General features: G+C 71.0%; 16 protein-coding genes. 6 read left to right on the forward strand and 10 right to left on the reverse strand.

The genetic code is table 11. From position 1 onward, the window contains the following. Positions 1-13: 13 nt before the first annotated feature. A complete protein-coding gene (locus tag FHX46_RS24135; protein ID WP_167119298.1) occupies positions 14-706 on the forward strand; it encodes an LppX_LprAFG lipoprotein in 693 nt (230 codons plus the stop codon). Here the strand turns inward: FHX46_RS24135 and FHX46_RS24140 are convergent. Both FHX46_RS24140 and FHX46_RS24145 read right to left on the reverse strand, forming a co-directional pair. Continuing rightward, positions 703-2,256: an alpha/beta hydrolase gene (locus FHX46_RS24140; RefSeq protein ID WP_167119301.1), complete on the reverse strand. Its 1,554-nt coding sequence runs from the start codon at positions 2,254-2,256 to the stop codon at positions 703-705. The genes FHX46_RS24135 and FHX46_RS24140 overlap by 4 nt on opposite strands. Before the next feature lie 22 nt (positions 2,257-2,278). Beyond that, positions 2,279-3,835, reverse strand: coding sequence for an alpha/beta hydrolase (locus tag FHX46_RS24145; RefSeq protein ID WP_167121640.1), 1,557 nt, complete (start codon positions 3,833-3,835; stop codon positions 2,279-2,281). Positions 3,836-3,991: 156 nt separating this feature from the next. Here FHX46_RS24145 and secA2 point away from each other — a divergent pair, with 156 nt between their 5' ends. Next, positions 3,992-6,313 (forward strand): accessory Sec system translocase SecA2, encoded by a 2,322-nt coding sequence (gene secA2 / locus FHX46_RS24150; RefSeq protein WP_167119304.1) that lies wholly within the window; start codon positions 3,992-3,994, stop codon positions 6,311-6,313. Positions 6,314-6,428: 115 nt separating this feature from the next. After that, the gene (locus tag FHX46_RS24155) at positions 6,429-7,007 is read left to right on the forward strand and encodes a DinB family protein (protein WP_167119307.1); all 579 of its coding nucleotides are present in this window, start codon (positions 6,429-6,431) and stop codon (positions 7,005-7,007) included. Between the two features lie 70 nt (positions 7,008-7,077). On the opposite strand, the gene FHX46_RS24160 is transcribed toward FHX46_RS24155, so the two are convergent. Beyond that, the gene (locus tag FHX46_RS24160; protein ID WP_167119310.1) at positions 7,078-7,611 is read right to left on the reverse strand and encodes a methylated-DNA--[protein]-cysteine S-methyltransferase; all 534 of its coding nucleotides are present in this window, start codon (positions 7,609-7,611) and stop codon (positions 7,078-7,080) included. Continuing rightward, positions 7,608-8,021, reverse strand: a complete 414-nt coding sequence (locus tag FHX46_RS24165) for an SRPBCC family protein (RefSeq protein WP_167119314.1) — start codon at positions 8,019-8,021, stop codon at positions 7,608-7,610. The genes FHX46_RS24160 and FHX46_RS24165 overlap by 4 nt, the downstream gene beginning before the upstream one ends. A gap of 71 nt (positions 8,022-8,092) precedes the next feature. On the opposite strand from FHX46_RS24165, the gene FHX46_RS24170 reads away from it, so the two are divergent. From FHX46_RS24170 to panB, 3 genes are all read left to right on the forward strand, one after another. Next, on the forward strand, positions 8,093-8,800 hold the full coding sequence (locus tag FHX46_RS24170) for a maleate cis-trans isomerase family protein (RefSeq protein ID WP_167119317.1): 708 nt from the start codon (positions 8,093-8,095) through the stop codon (positions 8,798-8,800). 164 nt (positions 8,801-8,964) lie between these two features. Continuing rightward, positions 8,965-10,047, forward strand: a complete 1,083-nt coding sequence (locus tag FHX46_RS28645; RefSeq protein ID WP_243871336.1) for a helix-turn-helix domain-containing protein — start codon at positions 8,965-8,967, stop codon at positions 10,045-10,047. A gap of 110 nt (positions 10,048-10,157) precedes the next feature. Next, on the forward strand, positions 10,158-11,018 hold the full coding sequence (gene panB / locus FHX46_RS24180) for a 3-methyl-2-oxobutanoate hydroxymethyltransferase (protein WP_167119320.1): 861 nt from the start codon (positions 10,158-10,160) through the stop codon (positions 11,016-11,018). Between the two features lie 75 nt (positions 11,019-11,093). Here panB and FHX46_RS24185 read toward each other — a convergent pair whose 3' ends face one another. The 6 genes from FHX46_RS24185 to FHX46_RS24210 form a co-directional block, all read right to left on the reverse strand. Continuing rightward, on the reverse strand, positions 11,094-11,969 hold the full coding sequence (locus tag FHX46_RS24185; RefSeq protein WP_167119324.1) for a cytochrome c oxidase assembly protein: 876 nt from the start codon (positions 11,967-11,969) through the stop codon (positions 11,094-11,096). After that, positions 11,966-12,919 (reverse strand): undecaprenyl-diphosphate phosphatase, encoded by a 954-nt coding sequence (locus FHX46_RS24190; RefSeq protein WP_167119327.1) that lies wholly within the window; start codon positions 12,917-12,919, stop codon positions 11,966-11,968. The genes FHX46_RS24185 and FHX46_RS24190 overlap by 4 nt, the downstream gene beginning before the upstream one ends. Positions 12,920-12,970: 51 nt before the next feature. Beyond that, a complete protein-coding gene (locus FHX46_RS24195; RefSeq protein ID WP_167119331.1) occupies positions 12,971-13,777 on the reverse strand; it encodes an ABC transporter permease in 807 nt (268 codons plus the stop codon). Positions 13,778-13,787: 10 nt separating this feature from the next. Next, positions 13,788-14,645, reverse strand: coding sequence for an ABC transporter permease (locus FHX46_RS24200; RefSeq protein ID WP_167119334.1), 858 nt, complete (start codon positions 14,643-14,645; stop codon positions 13,788-13,790). 1 nt (position 14,646) lies between these two features. Continuing rightward, positions 14,647-15,852, reverse strand: coding sequence for an ABC transporter substrate-binding protein (locus FHX46_RS24205; RefSeq protein ID WP_167119337.1), 1,206 nt, complete (start codon positions 15,850-15,852; stop codon positions 14,647-14,649). Positions 15,853-15,917: 65 nt separating this feature from the next. Beyond that, positions 15,918-16,994 (reverse strand): ABC transporter ATP-binding protein, encoded by a 1,077-nt coding sequence (locus FHX46_RS24210; RefSeq protein ID WP_208400264.1) that lies wholly within the window; start codon positions 16,992-16,994, stop codon positions 15,918-15,920. Positions 16,995-16,997: the final 3 nt, after the last annotated feature.

Consider the following 16,997-nt stretch of genomic DNA (forward strand, 5'->3'; position numbering starts at 1 on the left):
TACCGTGGACCACATGCTCCGCCGACGCACCGCCGGTGTTCTAGCCCTGGTCCTGGCGCTGTCCACCGCCTGCTCGACGGCGCCCCAGGAGCCGCTGCCCGACGGGCGAGCGCTCGTGGACGCCGCCGGCGCGAGCCTCGACGGGGTCCGCAGCGTCCGGTTCGACTTCAGCGCCAGCTCCACCGTCCCCGGCCTGGACATCCGTGAGGTCAAGGGACTGGCCAGCAAGGACGGCGGGCCGCACGGCACCGCGATCGGGCAGGCGGACGTGCAGGCGTCGGCCGACCGGTTCGAGCTGGACTACGTACTGGCCGGCGAGACGCTGTTCCTCACCGACCGGAAGGGCGTGCAGTCGCAGGTTCCGGTGCCCGCCGGCTACAACCCGGCGACGCTCCTCGATCCCGCCCGCGGACTGCCGAAACTGCTCACCGAGGCGACCGGGCTGAAGACCGAGACCAAGGAGGACGTCCTCGGCGTCGAGGCGTACCGGGTCACCGGGAAGCTCGCCAAGGACGTCATCTCCAGCGTCGTCCCCGGCATCCTGGCCGATGTCGACGTCAAGTTCTGGGTCACGCAGTCCGAGCCGCGCAACCTGGTCCGGGTGTGGATCCAGGTGCCGCCGCGGCAGCCGAACGAGGGCGCGACGCAGCTGGAGCTCGCGCTGTCCGATCAGAACGTGCCGGTCGGGACCGCACCCGGTCGTTAGGCCGGGCAGCGCGTGCCGGGTGCCGGCTGGGTGCCGTCGACCAGGTAGTCGAGGCCGGCGACGTCCACGCACATATCACCGTGCAGGAACGCGGTGTGCTGCGTGCCCGCCACCGTCAACAGCCCGCCGTGGAACACGTTCGCGAGGTTGACCCCGGCCTGGTACGGGGTGACCGGGTCGCCGGTGGTCGAGATGACCAGCGGCGGTGCCGCCGGCACGGTCATCGGCTGGTGCGGCTGGGACGTGCTCGGCACCGGCCAGTGCGCGCACACGTCCAGCTCGCCCTGGTCGGGGCGGCCCCAGCCGAGGAACGGCGCGGCGTCGATCATCCGCTGCCGCACCGCGGCGGGATCCGGCACCGGCGCGTTGTCCACGCACCGCACCGCGTAGTAGGCGTCCTGCAGCGACGAGTACCTGCCGTCCGCGGCGCGCTCGTAGTAGCTGTCCGCGAGCCGGAGGAGGATCGAGCCGTCCCCGGCCCGCAGCAACCCCAGCCCGGTGTTGAGGAACGACCACGACTGGCTCGAGTACATCGCCTCGACCACCCCGGTGATCGCGTCCCGGTACGACAGGTGCCTGCTGTCACCGGTCCTCGCCGGCGCCGTCATCAACGGCTGGACCAGGCTCTGGAACTCGGTCGTCGCCTTGGCCGGGTCGCGGCCCAGCGCGCAACCGTCGTGCCGCGCGCACTCCGTCGCGAACTGGCCGAACGCACGGGAAAAGCCGGTGCCCTGCGCGACCAGCGAATCCGGATCGTTCTCGGCCGGATCGATGGCCCCGTCCAGCAGCAGGGCACGCACCCGGTCCGGGAACGCCTCGGCGTAGCTGTACCCGACCTGGGTGCCGTAGGAATAGCCCAGGTAGCTCAGCTTCGCGTCACCCAGCGCGGCCCGCAGCACGTCCAGGTCCCGGACCACGTCCCGCGTGCCCATGTTGGCCAGCATCGCCGCCCCGTGTTCGGTGCGCTGGACGCACTTGCCGGCGTAGTCCGCCGCCTGGCCGGTCCAGGCCGCGTCGGAGGTGCCCGGGTTGCTGTCCCGCACCGCGTCGCGCTCGGCGTCGGTCAGGCACTGCACGCGCGGCCGGCTCGCGCCGACACCGCGCGGGTCGAAGCCGACGAAGTCGAACCGCAGGCCGATCGCGTTGTTCACGACCGTGGGTACCAGCCGCGCGGCCGCCTCCATCCCGGAACCGCCCGGCCCGCCCGGGTTCATCACCAGCGACCCGATCCGGTTGGCCGGGTCGAGCGCCCGGTGCCGCAGCACGCCCAGGGTGATCGTCGCGCCGCGCGGGTTCGCGTAGTCCAGCGGCACCGTCAGCCGCGCACATTCCAACCCCGCCGCGCGGAACACGTCCTGGCTCTGCTGCCCCGTCGCGTACGGCGCGCAATCGCCCCACGCCAGCTGCTGCTCGTAGAAGCGGTCGAGCGCGTGGGTGTCCGCGACGGGGGACGGGGACGGCGGCGGCGCGGTGACCTGCGTGGTGCACGCGGTCGACGCAACGGCCAGCAGGCCGGCGGCGATCAGCGTCCGTAGGCGGGAGAAGCGCATCTCCCACATCGTGCCAGCCCGGTCACTGAGCGGTACAGCGCGCACCCTCGGGCGGCAGCGTCCCGTTGATCAGGTAATCGCTGCCGATCCGGTCCACGCACGAGATTCCCTGCAGGAAGACGGTGTGCTGGGTGCCCTCGAAGGTCAGCAGCGCACCCTTCATCGCCTTCGCGAGGTTCACCCCCGCTTGGTAGGGCGTGGCCGGGTCGTTCGTGGTGGAGATCACCAAGACCGGCGGCACGCCCGACACGTTCGGCTCGTGCGGCTGCGACGTGTTGGGCACCGGCCAGAACGCGCACGGGTCCAGCGCCGCACCGTTCGGCCTGCCGTCGTCGAGGAACGGCGCCGCCTGGTCGTACCGGTTCTCCGCGGTCAAGATCTCCGCCCGGTCGGTGACCGGCGGATCGTCCACGCAGCGGATGGCGGTGAACGCGTCCTGCGTGTTGGTGTAGTGCCCGCTGCTGTCGCGCTCGTTGTACTGGTCGGCCAGCGCCATCAGCGTCGTGCCCTGACCCTCCTTCAGCTCGTTGAGCCCGGCGTTCAACGGCGACCACAGCTGCTGCGAGTACAGAGCCTGGATCGTGCCCAGCGTGGCGTCGTCGAAGGTGAGTTCCCGGCCGTCGCGCAGCCGGACCGGGTGGTCGATCAGCGGCCGCACCAGGTCCTGGAAGGCGCGGGTGGCGGCGGAGGGGTCGGCGCCGAGCGCGCAGTCCTGGCGCGCCGCGCACCACTTCGTGAAGTCGTTGAACGCGACGCCGAAGCCCCGGCCCTGCGCGACCAGCGACGAAACCTCGTCCTCGTTCGGGTCCACCGCGCCGTCGAGCACCATGGCACGCACGTTCTGCGGAAACGCCTCGGCGTAGGTGGAGCCGAGACGCGTGCCGTAGGAATAGCCCAGGTAGGTCAGCTTCTGCTCACCCAGCGCCGACCGCAGCACGTCCATGTCCCGGACGACGTCGCGGGTGCCCAGGTTCGCCAGCATCCCCGTGCCGTACTTCGTCCGCTGGGCGCACTTGGCCGCGAACTCCTTCGACTCGGCCTCCTGACGGGCCACGCCGGCGGGCGATCCGTCGGTGTCCAGATCCTCGCTGCGTTCCTGGTCGCGCTCGGTGTCGGTCAGACAGGTCACCTCCGGCTCGCTGGCGCCGATGCCGCGCGGGTCGAAACCGACCAGGTCGAACCGCTTGCCGAGGTCGGTGCCGGCGACCTGGGACGAGATCCCGGCGGCCGCGGACATGCCGGACGCGCCGGGACCGCCCGGGTTGAGCACGAGCGCACCGACGCGGTGCGCGCTGTCGGAGGCCTTGTGCCGCAGCACGCCGATCGTGATCGTGTCACCCTGCGGCTTGCCGTAGTCCAGCGGCACGGTCAGCCGCGCGCACTGCAGGTCGGTCCTGCCGAAAGCGGACCTGACGTCGTCCGAAGTCGCGTAAGGTGCGCAGGCGCCCCAGGTCAACGGCTGGGCGTAGAACCGGTCCAGCCCCGCGGGCACCGGTCCGGCCGGCCCCGCCGACTCCGTCGTCACCGACGGCGCCGCGGGCGGCGCCTGCTGCGGCGAGGTGCACGCAGCCAGCGGCACCAGCAGGCAGGCGCCGAGGACGGCGGCGCGGACGGACCAGGACGTGGCTCGCTGCAGGAGGGGCACTTGCTGATCGTGCCATCCTGAGTGGGAACACAGGTGCACCGCCACCTCGTTGGCCGGCGGGTAGCGCGCGACAAGGACAGGAGACCACGGGTGCCAGCACTGATCAGCCGAATGGGCAAGCGGCTTCGCCGGCTCATCGAGCGGCCGGGCAGCGTCGAGCTGACCGGCTACGAGGCACTGCTGCCGGACATCGGGGCACTCGAACCGGAGCTGGAGAAGCTGAGCGACGCCGAGCTGACCGAGCGCGCCGGCAAGCTCCGCCTGGAGGCCGAGCTCGGCGACACGCAGCTGGTCGAACTGTGCGCCCTCGGGCGCGAGGCCGCGCGCCGCGCCCTGGACGAGCGCGCGTTCGACGTGCAGCTGCTCGGCACGATGGGCCTGCTGTCCGGCCACGTCGTGCAGATGCAGACCGGTGAGGGCAAGACGTTGGCCGGCGCGCTCGCCGCGGCGGGCTACGCGTTGCAGGGCAAGCGGGTGCACGTCATCTCCGTCAACGACTACCTGGCCCGCCGCGACGGCGAGTGGATGAAGCCGGTGTACGACCTGCTCGGCGTGTCCGTCGGCTGGGTCGACGGCAGCCTCACCCGCGAGGAGCGGCGCGCGGCCTACGACGCCGAGGTCACCTACGGCGCGGTCAGCGAAATCGGGTTCGACATGCTGCGCGACCGGCTCGTCACGCGCGCCGGCGACATCGTCCAGCCCGCGCCGGAGGTCGCGATCGTCGACGAGGCCGACTCGGTGCTCGTCGACGAGGCGCGCGTCCCGCTGGTGATGGCCGGTTCGGTCGACCAGGCCGTCGCCGACACCGAGGTGGCCAACGTGGTACGGCGGCTGCGGCTGGGCCTGCACTACGAGACCGACACCGACGGCCGCAACGCGTGGCTGACCACCGCCGGCGCCTCGGTCGTGGAGAAGGCGCTCGGTGGTGTCGACCTCTACAGCGAGTCCGGCTCCGACCGGCTGGCCGCGGTCAACGTCGCCCTGCACGCGCACGCGCTGCTCACCCGCGACGTCGACTACCTGGTGCGCGACGGCAAGGTCGAACTGATCAACGCCTCCCGCGGACGGGTGGCCGAGTTGCAGCGGTGGCCGGACGGGCTGCAAGCCGCCGTCGAGGCGAAGGAGCAGGTCGCGCCCACCGAGCGCGGCGAGATCCTCGACTCGATCACCGTGCAGGCGCTCATCGCGCGCTACCCGCAGGTCGCCGGCATGACCGGCACCGCGGTCGCGGTCGCCGAGCAACTGCGCGAGTTCTACCAGCTCGAGGTCGCGGTCATCCCGCCGAACAAGCCGAACGTCCGTGCGGACCTCGACGACCGGATCTTCGCGTCGCCGTCGCAGAAGCTGCGCGCCATCGTCGACGAGATCCGGGAGGTGCACGAGACCGGGCGGCCGATCCTCGTCGGCACGCAGGACGTCGCCGAGTCCGAGGAGCTCGCCGACAAGCTCGCGAAGGCGGGGCTGCCGTGCGTCGTGCTGAACGCGCGCAACGACGCCGAGGAAGCCGCGATCATCGCCGACGCCGGCAAGTACCAGGCGATCACGGTGTCCACGCAGATGGCCGGGCGCGGCACCGACATCCGGCTGGGCGGAGCCGACGGCCAGGACCGGGAACGCGTCGCCGAACTGGGTGGCCTGCACGTCATCGGCACCGCGCGGTACCCGTCGAGCCGGCTGGACGGACAGCTCCGGGGCCGGTCGGGCCGCCAGGGCGACCCGGGCAGCGCCGTGTTCTTCGCGAGCCTCAACGACGAGCTGGTCGTCTCCAACGCGCCCGACGTGCCGGAGGGCATCACCGCCGACGACGAGACGGGCGAGATCACCGACCCGGCGGCCAAGCGGCACATCGACCACGCGCAGCGGGTTGCCGAGGGTGTCGACCTGGAGATCCACCGCAACACCTGGCGCTACACCCGCCTCATCGAGCACCAGCGGCGCGAGCTGCTGGACCACCGCGACAAGCTGCTGCGCACCGACATCGCCGCGGAGGAACTGTCGGGCGAGAAGCACTACGCCGAACTGGTCGAGAAGGCCGGCGAGGAGCAGGCGAAACAGATCTGCCGTGAGATCATGCTGTTCCACCTGGACCAGCTGTGGTCGGACCACCTGGCGTTCCTGACCGATGTGCGGGAGAGCATCCACCTGCGGGCACTAGCCCGGGAGACCCCGCTGGACGAGTTCCACCGCATCGCGATCCCCGAGTTCCGCAAGATCGTGCCGGCGATCCGCGAGCGGTCGGCCGAGACGCTCGCGGACGCGGAGATCGGCGAGGACGGGATCGACCTGGGGGCGTCGGGAGTGCGCCGGCCCAGTTCGACGTGGACGTACCTGGTGCACGACGCGCCCTTCGACGCCGGCTTCGAGGAGACGCTGCGGCAGGTGCGCAGCCTCTTGCGGCGCAAGAAGAACTGAACCGGCGGACGAATCCCCCGCGGGAGTTCCGGCGCCGGAAATTGTCGGACCCGGATGGGACGATCCCTGCAGGTGCCGGAACTCCTCCGGCTTCCCGTGGAGAGGATTCGTTGTCATGCCTGGAAAAGTCCGTCCTGTCGCCGACGAGCGCGACGGCCTGCTCGCCTTCCTCGCCCAGCAGCGGTACGTCCTGCGCCTGACCGCGCACGGTCTCACGGACGAGCAGGCCCGGCTGGTGCCGACGCGAAGTGCGCTGAGCGTCGGTGGCTTGATCAAGCACGTCACGAGCACCGAACGGAGCTGGATGGCGGCCGTGCTCCACCGGGAGAAACCACCGGAGGCGCCAACCACCTTGTGGTGCACGGATTTCCGCCTCGGTGACGGCGAGACGCTGGGTGACGTGCTGGCCGCGTACGACGACGCGGCCCGGTCGACGGAGGAGATCGTCGCGGGTGTCGCGGATCTGGGTCAGGCGGTGCCCGTGCCGCGGGAGGCGCCGTGGTTCCCGGACGAGCGCGACGCGTGCTCGGTGCGCTGGGTGCTGCTGCACCTGATCCAGGAAACGGCACGGCACACCGGGCACGCGGACATCGTCCGGGAACACATCGACGGTGCGACGGCTCTGCCGTTGATGTCCGCGGCGGAACGGTGGCCGGTCACACCGTGGCTGCAACCCTGGCGCCCCGGCGGTTGACGTCGCTTCGCGGCGCGGCGTTCCCGCGCCACCGGTTCACCCGGCTCGGTGCTCCGACGGCCGGGCGCGGTCAGAAGAGGGTCGGCTGGACGTCCGCACCTTCGATGATCAGCATCTGGCGTTTGGTCTCGACGCCGCCGCGCGCGGAGAACCCACCCATGCGGCGGCCGGCGGCGAGCACCCGGTGGCAGGGCACGACGATCGGGAACGGGTTGTGCCCCAGTGCCTGGCCCACCGCCTGGGCCGAGCCGGGCATGCCGAGCCGGTGAGCGATGTCGCCGTAGGTGAGGGTTCGTCCGGGCGGGATGGTGCGCGCGATCTCGTACACCCGGCGGTTGAACTCCGGCACGCCCTGGTAGTCGACGGTGATGCCGAGGAGGTCGCGACGCTCGCCGTTCAGGAGGGCGACGATGTCGTCGATCGCCGCCTGGACCTCCGCCGGCGGCGCCGACTCGGCAGCCTCGGGGAACGCGGCCCGCAGGCGCGCCCGCATGGTGGCGGGAGCACCGTCGGGCAGGTGGACCGCCGTCACCCCGTGCTCGCCCCAGGCGAGGCCGCAGTGGCCGATCGCGGTGCCGAAGAGCGTGTAACCGAGTGTCGTCATGGTGTCCCCTCAGGCCGCGTGGCCTCGAGCGTCTTCTTGATGGCGGCGGTGCCCTGTTCCATGAAAGCACCGGTGCGCTCGGCGAGGGTGTCCGGGAGGAAATCGGCCACCCAGACGAACCGCGTCCGGCCCGGTCCCTCGGCGAGCACCTGCGCGGCGCCGTTGTGGTGCCGGTAGGGGCCGCCGGTGACCGACCAGACGAGACGGTGCGCGTGGTTGTCGAGGTCGACCAGCACCTCACGGACGACGGTGCCGTCGAAGAAGGTGACGATGCGGTCGGTCCCGTCCAGGCGGGTGTCCGTGACGAACCCGGGCGCGAGGCGTTCGTGGAGTGCGCCCCAGTCCCGCAGCGCCGCCCAGGCCGAATCGAGAGGAGTGTGGATCAGGGTTTCCGTACGAATCGAAGCCATGCGGCCAGCGTGGCGCGTCGCAAGCGCGGAGTCTTGAAGATTCTTGCGGTTCCCCGCGGGTATCCGGGGCCATGGACGATCTGCGGGTCGGCGTGGTCGCGTCGTTCGACTTCACCCGGGACGACGAGATCCGGCGCTGGGTACCGGACGGCATTGAGCTGGACGTGCGCTGGACCGCGGCGGTGCCGGCGGACGACAACCTGGCGATGGTGTCCGCCCTGGCCGGACCGGCGCACCTCGCCGCGCCGGTCCGGTCCCTCTGCGCGGGTGACCCGGCGGCGGTCGCCTATGCCTGCACGGCGTGCAGCTTCGTCCGGGGCGCCGCGGGCGAACGCGCGCTGCGGGCGGCCATGACGTCGTGGGGCGCGCGTCGCGCACTGACGACCTCGGGTGCGGCGGTGGACGCGCTGCGGAGCGTCGGTGCGCGGCGGGTGGCCGTCGTGCACCCCTATGCACCCTCGGTCGGCCGGCGCCTGCACACCTACCTGACCGAGCAGGGCTTCCAGATCACCAGGATCACGGGTTTCGCCTTGACGGCCGACGAGGTGCCCGCCGTCCAGCCCGACGAGGTGGCCGACCTGATCCGCGAAGGCGACACCCCCACCGCCGACGCGGTGTTCGTCAGCTGCACCGGGTTGCCGACCTACGACGCGATCACCCCGCTCGAGTCGGAGCTGGGCAAGCCGGTGATCACCGCCAACCAGGCCACGATGTGGGCGCTGCTGCGCGCGGCAGGTGCGAAGGCAACCGGTCCCGGTCAACGGTTGCTCGCGAGCTGACGCCGTTTCGAGCGTCGAAGTGCGGAGCTGACGTGCCCCGGACCAGGTGGTGCGGGCCGACGACGGGCGTGCCACGCACTGTCCGGGATGCGTGTGGCCGCTGGACAGGGCCGCTCCGGCGCGCGTGACCCGGAATTGTCGTACCGCCGCGATAGCTTCGGCGGATGGTGGCCGTGTCGTTGATCGCCGCGCAGCCGGGGTTCGTGGTGCGTGTCGTCGAATGCCGGGGCGAGCATCGCGGATGGTCGGAGCCCGAGGAGCGCAGCGGGCCGGAGCTGGTGCTGGTTCGCGGGGGATGGTTCCGCCGCCGTACCCCAGCCGGGATCGTCGATGCGGACCCGACCCTCGGGTACCTCAGTCTGCCGGGTGACGAGGAGACCTTCGCGCACCCGGCGGGCGGCGACGTGTGCACCGCGATCCGGTTCACGCCGCAGCTGTGGGACCAGCTGTTCGACGGACGGCCCGCGGCGGGCTCGACCGTGTACGTCGGCGCCGCACTCGAACTCGCCCACCGCAGGTTCGTGGCGGCGACCCGGCAGCCCGACGTGGACTACGGGCTGTCCGAGCACCTGCTCGAGCTGGTCCGCACCGCACTCCAGGAATCCGCCGCCGCAGCCACGAGCCCCGACACCCCACCGACTCCCCAGCCTGCGCACCCCAACCCCACAATCCACGGAACGCCCACCGCCGCAGCCGAAAATCCCGGCGAGCCGCCCGCTCCCCAGCCACCGCGCCCCACCGCAACCGCCGCCCACCGGGACCCCGGCGGGACCCCCGCGCAACCCGCCGCCGCCACGGGTGGCACCGGCTACCCATCCGCGGCCGGCCGACCGCGGGCCACTCCCGGGGGCGCCTCCGGTCAACCGGAACCCGCGGCCGGTGGCCGCCGTCCCGCCGGCGCTCGTGATCGGGACCTCGCCGGCGAGGCGCGGCTCGCCATCGTGGCGGGCGATCCGGCCGCGCGCAGCCTGCTGTCGCTGGCCGGGGCGCTCGAGGTGTCGCCGTTCCGGTTGAGCCGCGCCTTCAGCCGCGAGGTGGGCGTGTCGCTCACCCACTATCGCAACCGCGTGCGCGTCAGCCGCGTGCTGGCACGTCTCGAAGCCGGTGAGGCGGACCTCGCGGCTCTCGCCGCCGAGCTCGGGTTCGCTGACCAGGCCCACCTCACGCGCACGGTTCACCGGTACGCCGGTCACCCGCCGGCACATCTGCGGCGCCTGCTCCGCGCCGGGACGACCACGGCGGTGTGAAGCTCATCGCAGGCCCTTGGGAGCACTCCGCCGGTGGTGTCACCCTGGGGCTCCCAGATCCACGACCCGGGGACCCGACGAGGGCCTCGAGGGAAGGACGGTCGACGACGATGTCCACCACCAGCGGCGAGACCGCGGCTCCGTACGGCTCCGGCCCGGCTCCCGGCGCCACCGGCAAGCGGGTCCGCATCCCCCACCTGCAGGAACTCAAGCGCCGTGGCGAGCCGTGGCCGATGCTCACCACCTACGACATGTACACGGCCGAGCTGTTCGACGAGGCGGGCATCCCGGTGCTCCTCGTCGGTGACTCGGCGGCGAACAACGTGTTCGGCTACGACACCTCGCTCCCGGTGACCGTCGACGAACTGCTGCCGCTGGTCCGCGCCGTCACGCGCGCCGCCAAACGGGCACTCGTCGTCGCGGACCTGCCGTTCGGCTCCTACCAGCTGTCCCCCGAACAGGCGCTCGCCACGGCCGTGCGGTTCATGAAGGAAGGCCGCGCGCACGCGGTCAAGCTCGAAGGCGGCCGCCGCTTCGCGCCGCACGTCGAGGCCCTCACCGGCGCGGGCGTGCCGGTCATGGGCCACATCGGCTTCACCCCGCAGAGCGAGCACAACCTCGGCGGCTACCGCGTCCAGGGCCGCGGCGAGTCCGGTGCGGGGCTCATCGCCGACGCGCTCGCCCTGCAGGAGGCCGGGGCGTTCGCCGTCGTGATGGAGATGGTGCCTGCGGAGGTGGCCAAGCAGGTCACGTCCGAGCTGACGATCCCGACGATCGGTATCGGCGCCGGCCCGGACTGCGACGCCCAGGTGCTGGTGTGGCAGGACATGGCCGGCCTGCGCCGCGGCAAGGCGCCCCGCTTCGTGAAGCGGTACGCCGACCTCGCCGGTGTCCTGTCCGGCGCCGCGACCGCGTTCGCCGACGAAGTCCGCCGGGGCGAGTTCCCGGCACCGGAACACGCGTTCCACTGACAGCGCTGACAACACTGACGGCACTGACGGCGCCCGGGGCGCGGCAGCAGACGAGGCCGCGCCCCGGGCGCACGGTCACCGTTCCCGCTTGAACCGTTCGGCCAGCACCGGGTCGTTCTCCCACCAGAGGCCCTCCGGCGCCGGCTGTTCGTCGTCGATCTCCGCCTGTCGTTCGTCCGCGCGCAGCCAGCGCAGCAGCAGCGCCACGACGAACGGCAGCCCCGCCAGATCGCCGCCGATCCACAGGATCCCGGCGCCGATGATCTGGTCGGTGCGCGCGTCCGGGCCCCAGGTGCGGCCCAGCGCCTCGTAGTACCCGGCCGCCCGCAACGGGCCCAGCCACAGCACCAGCCCGAGCGCCGCGTCGACGATGACCTCGGTGAAGCTGATGGCGAACGACACCAGGTGGTGGTCCTCCCGCGGGGTCGGGTCGACCCGCAGCCGCGTCCAGAAGTAGACGAACCCGCACCCGAGCAGCACCAGCCGCACCAGCTCGTCGACCGCCGCGTGCCGCAGCGTCAGCTCGTACAGCGGCGACAGGTAGATCACCAGCGGCGGGACGATCAGCAGCACCGAGATCACCAGCGGGAAGGTCAGCGCCCGCGCCACCCGCCCGCGCCCCCACCGCCGCAGCCGGCGGCTCGGCACCACTGCGAGCAGCAGCGTGACCGGTGCTCCCAGCGCGAGCAGCAGCGGCGTGATCATCAGCAGCACCACGACCTGCACCGCGCGCGGCCAGAACAGCACGTCGTCGTAGACGCCGAGGGACGAGCACGTCACCAGCACCACGGTGGCGAGCCCGGCCAGGAACGCCACCGTCCGGGAGCGGGGCCACGGACGCGCCCGTCGCGCCGCCCACAGGTAACCGGCGGCGAGCACCACCACGAACACCAGCGCCGGGACGTCGGCCGTCCACGCGCTGATGATCCGTTCCCCGGAGAGCGGACTCATGCCGCGAAATACACCAGGCTCCCAATTCCGGCGACCACACAGTAAATCGCGAACGGGGTCAGCGTTCGGGTTTCAAAATAACGCGTCAGGAACCGCAGGGCCAGGTACGCCGCCACCCCGGCCACCAGGCTGCCGACCAGCGCCGGGCCGAGCGACGCGTGGTTCTCCGCCGTGAACAGCGACGGCATCTTCAGCACGCCCGCCGCCAGGATCACCGGCGTGGCCAGCAGGAACGCGAACCGCGCGGCGTCCTCGTGGGACAGTCCGCGCCGCAGCCCGGCGACCATCGTGATGCCGGACCGGCTGATGCCCGGGAACAGCGCGAGGATCTGCGCCGCGCCGATCAGCACCGCCTCCCCCACACCGAGCCGGGCCAGGCGCCGGTCGGCGGCCACCTCGGCCCGCACGATCCGCAGCGGCATCGTGGTCTCCGCGGAGAAGTCGCGGGTGATCTCCGACGCCTCGGGCACCGGCGCGGCCGGCACCGGCCGCCGCCCGGCGCGGGCGAACCGTTCCACCGCCAGCAGCACGACGCCGTTGAGCGCCAGGAAGATCGCAGTGGGCACCGGTTTGCCGAGGAAGTCGCGCAGCGCGCTCTCCAGCAGCAGACCGGCGATCCCGACCGGGATGGTGGCGAGCACCAGCAGCCAGGCGAGCCGCTGGTCGGCGTCGACCACCTCCCGGTCGCGCACCGAGGTCCACAAGCCACGCACGATGCGCACCCAGTCCCGCCGGTAGAACACCACGAGCGCGAGCGCGGTCGCCACGTGCATCGCGACGAGCACCGCCAGGTACGGCGAATCCTTGCCCATGCTCAGGTCACGCGCCCAGGATCCGCCCACCCAGGCCGGGATCAGGATGCTGTGTCCCAGGCTGGACACCGGAAACAATTCCGACACACCTTGCAGAGCGCCGACGACAATTGACTCGAAATACGTCACAGCGGACATCGCGGACCTCTTTTCCGACCGCCAGAAGCGTCCGCCAAAATACCTGAGGCCCTACAGCCGCCCGCCGCTGGCCGTGTCACCGGACAACCGCTGCGCGAGGTACACCGGCACCGTCGACACCACGATCAGCACCGCGGCGACCACGTTGACCACCGGCGCCTGGTTGGGCCGGAACAGGTTGTCGAGGATCCAGATCGGCAGCGTCTGCATCCCGGCGCCCAGGGTGAACGTGGTGACGATGATCTCGTCGAAGGACAGCGCGAACGCCAGCAACCCGCCGGCGAGCAGCGCCGACCGCAGCATCGGGAACGTGACGAGCCGGAACGTGGTGATGCCGTCGGCACCGAGATCCATCGACGCTTCCTCGAGGTTGCCGCCCATCCGGCGCAGCCGCGCGACGACGTTGTTGAACACCACCACGATGCAGAAGGTCGCGTGCGCCACGATCGCGGTGAACAACCCGAGGTCGACGCCGAGGATCGTGCGGAACGCGTTGTTCAGCGCGATGCCGGTGACGATGCCGGGCAGCGCGATCGGCAGGATGATCAGCAGCGACACGCTGTCCTTGCCGAAGAACCGGTACCGTTGCAGCGCGAACGCCGCCATCATGCCGAGCACCAGCGCGATCGCGGTGGCGGCGAGTCCGGCTTCCAGGCTGGTCACCAGCGCCCGGAGCACGCCCTCGTTCTGCGCCGCGCGTCCCCACCATTCGAGGGTGAAGCCGGACGGCGGCCAGCCGAACGTGGTGTCGGAGTTGACCGAGTTGAGCAGGACCACCACCAGCGGCACGTAGATCACGGCGAGCCCGAGCACCAGCCCGGCGAGCAGCACGTACTTGGTCTTCTTCGAGAGCATCATCTTCGACCGCCTACAGGTTGTCCAGCGCACCGGTGCGGCGCACCGCGGCGAGGTAGACGAGCATGATCACGACCGGCACGGTGGCGACCGTCGCCGCGAAGGGGAGGTTGTTCGCCGCGCCGATGTTGTCGTAGACGACGTTGCCGAGCATCTGGTTGGCGCCGCCGACGATCTTGACCGTGATGTAGTCGCCGAGGGTGAGCGAGAACGTGAAGATCGAGCCGGCCACGATCGCGGGGAACGTCAGCGGCAGCACCACGGACCGGAACGTCCGCCACGGGCGCCCGCCGAGGTCGCCGGACGCCTCGACGAGCGAGTTCGGCAGCCGGTCCAGTCCCGCGTAGATCGGCAGGATCATGTACGGCAGCCACAGGTAGGACAGCGTGATGACGGTGGCCGCCAGGCCGTAGCCGGGGGTGGCGCCGAAGAGCCACCCGACCAGCCCGTTGCCCGACAGCATGACCCGCCACGAATACGCCTTCACCAGGTAGCTGGCCCACAGCGGGGTCATCACCGCGATCACCAGCACCCGCTGCGCACGCGGGGACGCGAACTTGGCCATGTAGAAGGCCATCGGGAACGCGATCACGGCGTCGATCACGGTGACCGCGACCGCGATGCCGAGCGTGCGGACCGTGATCGTGCGGTAGACCTCGTCGCGGAACAAGGTGGCGAAGTTGTCCAGCGACCACTCCGTCACGACCTGGCCGGTGAACGTGTCGGTGTGCCAGAAGGCGGTGACGAACAACGCCGCCAGTGCGCCGAGGTAGGCCAGGCCCAGCCAGAGCAGCGGCGCGCTGAGCAGCATGCCCAGTCGCAACCTGGGTTTGCGGTAGAGGAATCCCGACACACTGGCGGCGATGCTCATGTCAGCCCTTGATCTCCGTCCACGCGCGAGTCCACTCGCCGTAGTCCTTGCACTTGACGTCGGTGCGGCCGTCGATGCACTGCGTGATCGGCGTGGTCCAGTACCAGATCTGGCTCGCGTAGGCCGCGTCACCGGCGTGGTAGGTCTCGCAGTGCTTGGCGTCCGCGGTCATCGAGCACGCCTTCGGGTTGGCCGGCGCCTCGCCGAAGTACTCGGCGACCTTCGCGTTGGCCTGCGGGCTGACGATGTGGTCGAGCCACTTGTAGGCGCAGGTCTTGTGCGGCGACTTCGCCGAGACCATCCAGGTGTCCGACCAGCCGGTCGCCCCCTCGGTGGGCAGGGTGGACTGCACCGGCGCGCCCTCGGACTGGGTGAGGTTGACCGTCACCTGCCAGGCGGTGCCGATGACGGCGTCGCCGTTCTTGAGCGCCTGGCTCTCCTTGAGGTAGTCCGACCAGTACTCCGACACGAGCGGGCGCTGCTGCTTGAGCAGGTCGACCGCGGCCTGGAACTGCTTGTCGTCCAGCGCGTAGGGGTTCTTGATGCCCAGTTCCGGCTTGGTCTTCATCAGGTACAGCGCGGCGTCGGCGATGTAGATCGGTGAGTCGTACGCGATGACCTTGCCCTTGTACGGCGAGTTCGGGTCGAACATGGTGGACCACGAGTTCGGCGCGGGGCTGACCTTGTCGGTGCGGTAGGTCAGGACGTTGGCGCCCCAGCCGTGCGGCACGCCGTAGGAGACGTTGTTGACGCTGTTCCACGGCTTGTTCTTGAGGAAGTCGTAGATGTCGGCGTAGTTCGGCACCAGGCTGGTGTTCACCGGCTCGACGTCGCCGCCCGCGATGAGCCGCAGCGACGCGTCACCGGAGGCGGAGATCACGTCGTACTGGCCGGTCTTCATGAGGCTGACCGCCTCGTCGGACGTGCCGAAGGTCTTGACGTTGACCTTGCACCCGGTGGCCTGTTCGAACGGGGTGACCCAGTCGACGTTCGGGTCGTTGGACCCGTTTTCCGCGTAACCGGGCCACGCCAGGATGTTCAGCGCGCCCTCGGGCTGGCCGAGCTGGGACAGGGCTTCGAGCTTGGGCGGGGTGAACGCCCCGCCGCCCGCACTGGACGAGCTGGTGCTCGACGTCCCGCAGGCCGCCAGGGCGGTGCCCGCGCACATCACCCCCGCGATCAGGCGCAGGGTCCGGCTGTTGCGCATGGATTGGCTCCTTCGGATTGTTTCTGAGCGGTGGAACGGAAGTCGCGCGGCCGTGGGCCGCTTGCTCACTGGTCGTTGATGCGGAAGTTGTGTTCCTGCCGCCAGGACAGGCGGACCCGGTTGTCGGCGAGGTCGAGTGGTGCGCCGGCGTTCTGCCGGACCACCGAGAGCTGCCCGCCGACGTCGAGCGCGACGACGTAGCGGACGGTGGCGCCGGCGTAGGAGGTGCTGGTGACCGTGCCGGTCGCGCTGACCTCGCCGGGCGCGGCGGGCTGGGACAGGTCGGTGCCGATGCGGATCTTCTCCGGCCGGATGCTGAACACGCCACGGGTGCCGAGCACGGCTTCGGCGCCGTCGCCGGAGAGCAGGTTCGACGTGCCGACGAACCCGGCGACGAACGCGGTGGCCGGCTTCTCGTACACCTCGCTGGGCGTGCCGACCTGTTCGATGCCGCCGGTGTTGAACACCGCGATCCGGTCGCTCATCGTCAGCGCCTCGTCCTGGTCGTGGGTGACGAAGATGAACGTGATGCCGACCTCGCGCTGGATCTGCTTCAGCTCGCTCTGCATGGCGTGCCGCAGCTTCAGGTCCAGTGCGCCGAGCGGTTCGTCGAGCAGCAGCACCTTGGGCCGGTTGACCAGAGCGCGGGCCAGCGCGACGCGCTGTCGCTGACCGCCGGACAGTTGCGTGGGTTTGCGGCTTTCGAACCCTTCCAGGTGAACGGTCCGCAGTGCCTCGAGGGCGCGTTCGCGGCGCTGCGCGCGCGGCACCTTCTTGACCCGCAGGCCGTATTCCACGTTCTGCTGCACGGTCATGTGCGGGAACAGCGCGTAGTCCTGGAACACCGTGTTCACGTCGCGCGCGAACGGGGCCAGCCGTGTGACGTCGCGGCCGGCCAGTTCGACCGTGCCGGACGTGGGCAGTTCGAACCCGGCGATCATGCGCAGCACGGTGGTCTTGCCGGAACCGGACGGTCCGAGCATCGAGAAGAACTCGCCCTGCGCGATGTCCAGGTCGACGCCTTCCACGGCCACCACGGAGCCGAACTCCTTGCGCAGGCCGCGCAGGCGGATCGCGCTGGTGGCCGTCGTGCGGACGGCGGTCTTCTCGGCGGTCAGGGAAGGTGCTTGGTTGGGCGACATAGT

The organism is Amycolatopsis viridis, from assembly GCF_011758765.1.
Taxonomy (GTDB): Bacteria; Actinomycetota; Actinomycetes; order Mycobacteriales; family Pseudonocardiaceae; genus Amycolatopsis_E; species Amycolatopsis_E viridis.

Excerpts from the sequence above, each read along its gene's own strand:
- FHX46_RS24135 (WP_167119298.1), top strand. The coding sequence starts at position 14 with ATGCTCCGCCGACGCACCGCCGGTGTTCTAGCCCTGGTCCTGGCGCTG.
- FHX46_RS24140 (WP_167119301.1), bottom strand. The coding sequence starts at position 2,256 with ATGCGCTTCTCCCGCCTACGGACGCTGATCGCCGCCGGCCTGCTGGCC.
- FHX46_RS24155 (WP_167119307.1), top strand. The coding sequence starts at position 6,429 with ATGCCTGGAAAAGTCCGTCCTGTCGCCGACGAGCGCGACGGCCTGCTC.
- FHX46_RS24160 (WP_167119310.1), bottom strand. The coding sequence starts at position 7,611 with ATGACGACACTCGGTTACACGCTCTTCGGCACCGCGATCGGCCACTGC.
- FHX46_RS24165 (WP_167119314.1), bottom strand. The coding sequence starts at position 8,021 with ATGGCTTCGATTCGTACGGAAACCCTGATCCACACTCCTCTCGATTCG.
- FHX46_RS24170 (WP_167119317.1), top strand. The coding sequence starts at position 8,093 with ATGGACGATCTGCGGGTCGGCGTGGTCGCGTCGTTCGACTTCACCCGG.
- FHX46_RS28645 (WP_243871336.1), top strand. The coding sequence starts at position 8,965 with ATGGTGGCCGTGTCGTTGATCGCCGCGCAGCCGGGGTTCGTGGTGCGT.
- panB (WP_167119320.1), top strand. The coding sequence starts at position 10,158 with ATGTCCACCACCAGCGGCGAGACCGCGGCTCCGTACGGCTCCGGCCCG.
- FHX46_RS24185 (WP_167119324.1), bottom strand. The coding sequence starts at position 11,969 with ATGAGTCCGCTCTCCGGGGAACGGATCATCAGCGCGTGGACGGCCGAC.
- FHX46_RS24190 (WP_167119327.1), bottom strand. The coding sequence starts at position 12,919 with ATGTCCGCTGTGACGTATTTCGAGTCAATTGTCGTCGGCGCTCTGCAA.
- FHX46_RS24195 (WP_167119331.1), bottom strand. The coding sequence starts at position 13,777 with ATGATGCTCTCGAAGAAGACCAAGTACGTGCTGCTCGCCGGGCTGGTG.
- FHX46_RS24200 (WP_167119334.1), bottom strand. The coding sequence starts at position 14,645 with ATGAGCATCGCCGCCAGTGTGTCGGGATTCCTCTACCGCAAACCCAGG.
- FHX46_RS24205 (WP_167119337.1), bottom strand. The coding sequence starts at position 15,852 with ATGCGCAACAGCCGGACCCTGCGCCTGATCGCGGGGGTGATGTGCGCG.
- FHX46_RS24210 (WP_208400264.1), bottom strand. The coding sequence starts at position 16,994 with ATGTCGCCCAACCAAGCACCTTCCCTGACCGCCGAGAAGACCGCCGTC.